The organism is Rhodococcus sp. TAF43, assembly GCF_052113525.1.
Taxonomy (GTDB): domain Bacteria; phylum Actinomycetota; class Actinomycetes; order Mycobacteriales; family Mycobacteriaceae; genus Prescottella.
The window spans coordinates 1-3,823 of sequence record NZ_JBFRDL010000101.1; the positions used below are offsets into that span (position 1 = coordinate 1).

The 3,823-nt window shown below is 65.1% G+C and carries 5 protein-coding genes and 1 pseudogene; 1 reads left to right on the forward strand and 5 read right to left on the reverse strand.

Annotated features, from left to right (window positions below; all coding sequences use genetic code 11):
* Positions 1–16: 16 nt before the first annotated feature.
* From AB4Z09_RS28800 to AB4Z09_RS28815, 4 genes are all read right to left on the reverse strand, one after another.
* Positions 17–400: a MerR family transcriptional regulator gene (locus AB4Z09_RS28800; RefSeq protein WP_442241358.1), complete on the reverse strand. Its 384-nt coding sequence runs from the start codon at positions 398–400 to the stop codon at positions 17–19.
* A gap of 34 nt (positions 401–434) precedes the next feature.
* A complete protein-coding gene (locus tag AB4Z09_RS28805; RefSeq protein WP_442241359.1) occupies positions 435–689 on the reverse strand; it encodes a hypothetical protein in 255 nt (84 codons plus the stop codon).
* Between the two features lie 226 nt (positions 690–915).
* A complete protein-coding gene (locus AB4Z09_RS28810) occupies positions 916–1,302 on the reverse strand; it encodes a type II toxin-antitoxin system HicB family antitoxin (RefSeq protein ID WP_442241360.1) in 387 nt (128 codons plus the stop codon).
* Between the two features lie 16 nt (positions 1,303–1,318).
* Positions 1,319–1,582, reverse strand: coding sequence for a hypothetical protein (locus AB4Z09_RS28815; protein WP_442241361.1), 264 nt, complete (start codon positions 1,580–1,582; stop codon positions 1,319–1,321).
* Positions 1,583–1,756: 174 nt separating this feature from the next.
* On the opposite strand from AB4Z09_RS28815, the gene AB4Z09_RS28820 reads away from it, so the two are divergent.
* A complete protein-coding gene (locus AB4Z09_RS28820; RefSeq protein ID WP_442241362.1) occupies positions 1,757–3,199 on the forward strand; it encodes an NERD domain-containing protein in 1,443 nt (480 codons plus the stop codon).
* A gap of 122 nt (positions 3,200–3,321) precedes the next feature.
* Here the strand turns inward: AB4Z09_RS28820 and AB4Z09_RS28825 are convergent.
* Positions 3,322–3,823, reverse strand: a pseudogene (locus tag AB4Z09_RS28825) (hypothetical protein); the annotation flags it as partial.

A 3,823-nucleotide genomic window follows, 5' to 3' on the forward strand; every position in this document is an offset into this window, starting at 1 on the left:
CCAAGTGCGATGTGCCTCATTCGTTTACGCTTCCCTTCGAGTAGATGGCGATCTTCGCGTCGATGGCGGCGAGAGCCTGCGAGATGTCATCGAGTTTCGCGGCGACGCTCACGCGATGCCGCTGGAGCAGGTGGAGCCGGGCCGCCGTGGTCGCTTCGCCGAGCCGGACGAGGTCTACGTATTCGCGAACCTGTGCGAGAGGCATCGATGTGGACCGGAGCTTCGTCAGGAACCCCACCCACACGATGTCGCGATCGTGGTATCGCCGATGCCTCGACGAGGCGCGATCGACCGCTGTCAGCATGAGCCCGGCGCGTTCGTAGTACCGCAGGGTGTGCGTGCTGAGACCGGTGCGTTCGGCGGCTTCCGCGATGGACAAGAAGTGTTCGACCGGCTTCACACGCCACACGATAAGACTTCGAGTGCGCTCCAAGTCAACCCCGACTCAGCCGCCCCACGACGGCCGCGCACTCCTCCGGCTTCTCGCACTGGCATTCGGCGCTCACCGGGCCGTGCTCGTCGTAGTCCGAGAACAGCCCGTCGCCGAACGACGACGGGTCGAGCACCCACTTGTCGGTGTCTGCAAGGTCGCGCATCAGATACGCGCGCACGGCCCCCTCGACGTAGTGGCTGCCACGCTCGGCGGCCGGCTCGGACGGGTGGACAAATACCTGCTCAACTCTCGTCATCGGCGTTCCTTCCGTTCGTTCCTACGGTTGTAACTACACAAAAGTGCTTTTGCAGAGTTCAAACCGGGCGATGTCGTGTCGCTACGCGGCTTCGACTTCCGCGTCACCGACACGCGCCGGCACTTGCGGCGACTCCACAGCGGGACGTGGCATCCGAGCAGGTCAGGGCATGAAAACGGCCCCTGCACCAGGGCGGTGCAGGAGCCGATGTGGCGTGTGGACGCCTCTAGCTGGCGGCGTGGTCGAGCTGGGAGACGCGCTGCGGGCTCACCCCGAGAACGACGGCCGTGTCGCGGACGGACAGCTTCGTGCGGTGGCGCAGGTGGGCGACGGCCGCGCGCGAGGCACGCGCGGCCTCTTCCTGGGCGCGGGCGGCCGCTTCAACCTGCGCGCGGGCCTGGCGGGCTTCCTCGAGGGCGGCGGGATCGCCGAGGTCGAAGTCGAGTTCGACCTCGACGTCGTCGGCCGGGACGTCCTCGAGCAGGCTCACGGCGTCGGCAACCATTGCGGGGATCTGGTCGAGCCTGCGGCCCTGGGTGAACGCTCCGTCCACCTCGGGCACCTCCACGACCCACCACCCACCGTCGCGAGCGGCCTTGGCGGTCACCTTCATCACTTCGCTCCCTTCTTCATAGCGCGTCAGTCAATGCCTGTGACTCGGAGTCGCGCGCGAGACGCTTCACGCGCCTGCGCCGCGCCTGTTCGGCTTTCTGTTCGCCCCCCGGTTCGTACAGCCGACCGGAGAGCGTGAAGTCCCCGGCCGCGATACGCGCTTGTGTATGTCGGCGAAGTGCCGCAAGGAAGCGCGTCCGGTCGGCGACCGAAAGTGCGCTTATCTCGTCACGGGTGATCCCTAACCAAAACGCATCGAAGCCGTCGGCAGCATCGGTCATACCCTCCAGCAGACCACGAGCCACCGACGGATATCCCAGACAACCACACTCCGCGAATGGCACCTCACCTCACCAGGACCCCGACAGCGAGCGCGGAGCGTGAAGCCACCTACGCTCGAACAGAGTTGTAGTTCGCGCCAGGGCAACTGGCGAAGGGGAGGAACAGACAGCCCGATGCTCGTCACCATTCAAGGAAGCCTCGAACGGACCGAGCATCAGCTCGCTACCTACCTCGAGCAATTGGACAAGTCTCTACCCGGTTTCGCGGTCTTCAACATCTGGGTGCCGGTCAAGGACAGAGACTCACGGCAGGTAGACGCGATCCTCTGGACACCGCAGCGGTGCATCGTCGTCGAGGTCAAAGGCTTCAACGCCACTCAGTCTGGCGCACTGACCGCGTCAGCCAACGGCGTATGGCGCGTCGATGGCGCCACGGCCGCGCTCTACTCGTTGAGTACCGCTGACGGAAAGGGAACGGTGAACCCGTTCCAGCAGGTGCGGGAGCGTGCCTTCGAGGTCAAGGACCACCTCAGCCGGCGGGGATTCGGCACCCGGTTCGTCGACGGCTTGGTCGTCCTCTACAAGCAGCCAGGGTGCACGATCACGATCGACACCGTCTCCCCACCGCGCGGCACCCGACTCGTCGTCACAGACGCGAACCAAGCCGGCCCCATTCGCCGCCAACTGGCCGCGTTCTCACGCGGCAAAGCCCGGTGGACCGCCAACGACATCATGGCAGTCCTGACCTCGCTCAACCTTCCCGATGCTGTCAGCATCAACGAACTGATCGCAGCAGGGTTCCCCGAGTACATCTGCGACGACGGCGCTGTGGAGACCTCACCACCCACGGTAGCGCAGGCCACCGCGGCTATCGACACGACCGCAGCCGATGACACCGCCGACAACACGCCACAACCCGAGCCAGCACCCGCCACAACAGAACTCGACGCGACAGCACCCACCACCGCACCCCCCGTGGCCACCGCTCAGACACCGATCCCGAGCACACCCACCCCCGTCCCCATGACTGCGTGGAGCACGTCACCAACCCTGCCGCCACCACTGACACTCCCCCGTTCGCCGTATCCGGCCGCTCCCCTGCCGAGACCTCGGCGGCCGTCGGGTGTGTCGCGGCCGATCCGCACGCGGTCAATCAGGAAAGTCATCCGCGTCGTGGTCGTCATCGGCCTACTCGGCACCGCTGCCGCACTCACGCCGAGCCTGCTAACGCGACTCGCGGCGTCCGAAGATCCCGTGAAAGCACCGGTGTCGTTCACCACGCCGTCGCAGAACATCGCATGCACCATCGGCTCGGACGCCGCCGGAGACTTCGTACGCTGCGACGTCGCCGAGTACACCTATGCGGTACCTCCACCAGAGAACGGTTGCGCACCCCAAGACTGGGGCCACACCTTCCTTATCCGCCGCGGCGCGGACGCCAAGTTCGCCTGCGCCGCAGACTTCCTCATCGGACAAGGCTTCCCCGAACAGGGCTACGGCACCACAGCCGCGGCTGGACGATTTTCGTGCTCGATCACCGAAGAAGCAGTCACATGCAACGAACGAAACGCCGCATCGTTCCGAATATCCCGYGACCACCACAGCATCACACGATGATCCGCACAACACGATGAAAGCGGGACTGCTGCACGGATGGGACTGCTGCACGGACAGGTCGGGTCAAACTGTCGCCCAATCGTGTAGCAGACCCTTGTTGACGAGAGGACGGCTTCCCGGGCCTAGACGGGGCCGTTCTCTCTATCGTCGGACTTTTTCACAGCGAGGTATCGAGAGGACCCAACAGTGAGCCCGAGTCCGACGACAACTACCCCGGTAACCGCGACGAATACGGGCACGGACGTGTTGAAGTTTCTCCACCATGCGACGAGGACGCCCGCGCCGGCACACAGTGCGGCGCCGACCGGAAGCAACGCAGCGAGCCACAGCACTGTCGACGATGCATGCGGATCGCCGTAGCGCCGCAGGGCCCCGCCTACACACAATAGGGCGCAGAGATATCCCAAGAGTCCGCCGGAAGCAAAGAACGCCAGGACGAACGGCCCTGCGTCGAATGTCATCGACCAATCCGAGAACCCGGCGACGAGCACGACCAGGACAACAGCAAGACCAGCCGCTATGCCAACGAAGGCCGTGGGGATGACCAGCTCCAAACGCAAAGCGCGACCGCACATCCCACGCTCATGCGCCCACGACTGGAGCATCTCCGCGCTGTCCTCACCC

What these genes read in the sequence shown, in the direction of transcription:
- AB4Z09_RS28805 (WP_442241359.1), bottom strand. Translation starts at nt 689, where the DNA reads ATGACGAGAGTTGAGCAGGTATTTGTCCACCCGTCCGAGCCGGCCGCC.
- AB4Z09_RS28815 (WP_442241361.1), bottom strand. Translation starts at nt 1,582, where the DNA reads ATGACCGATGCTGCCGACGGCTTCGATGCGTTTTGGTTAGGGATCACC.
- AB4Z09_RS28810 (WP_442241360.1), bottom strand. Translation starts at nt 1,302, where the DNA reads ATGAAGGTGACCGCCAAGGCCGCTCGCGACGGTGGGTGGTGGGTCGTG.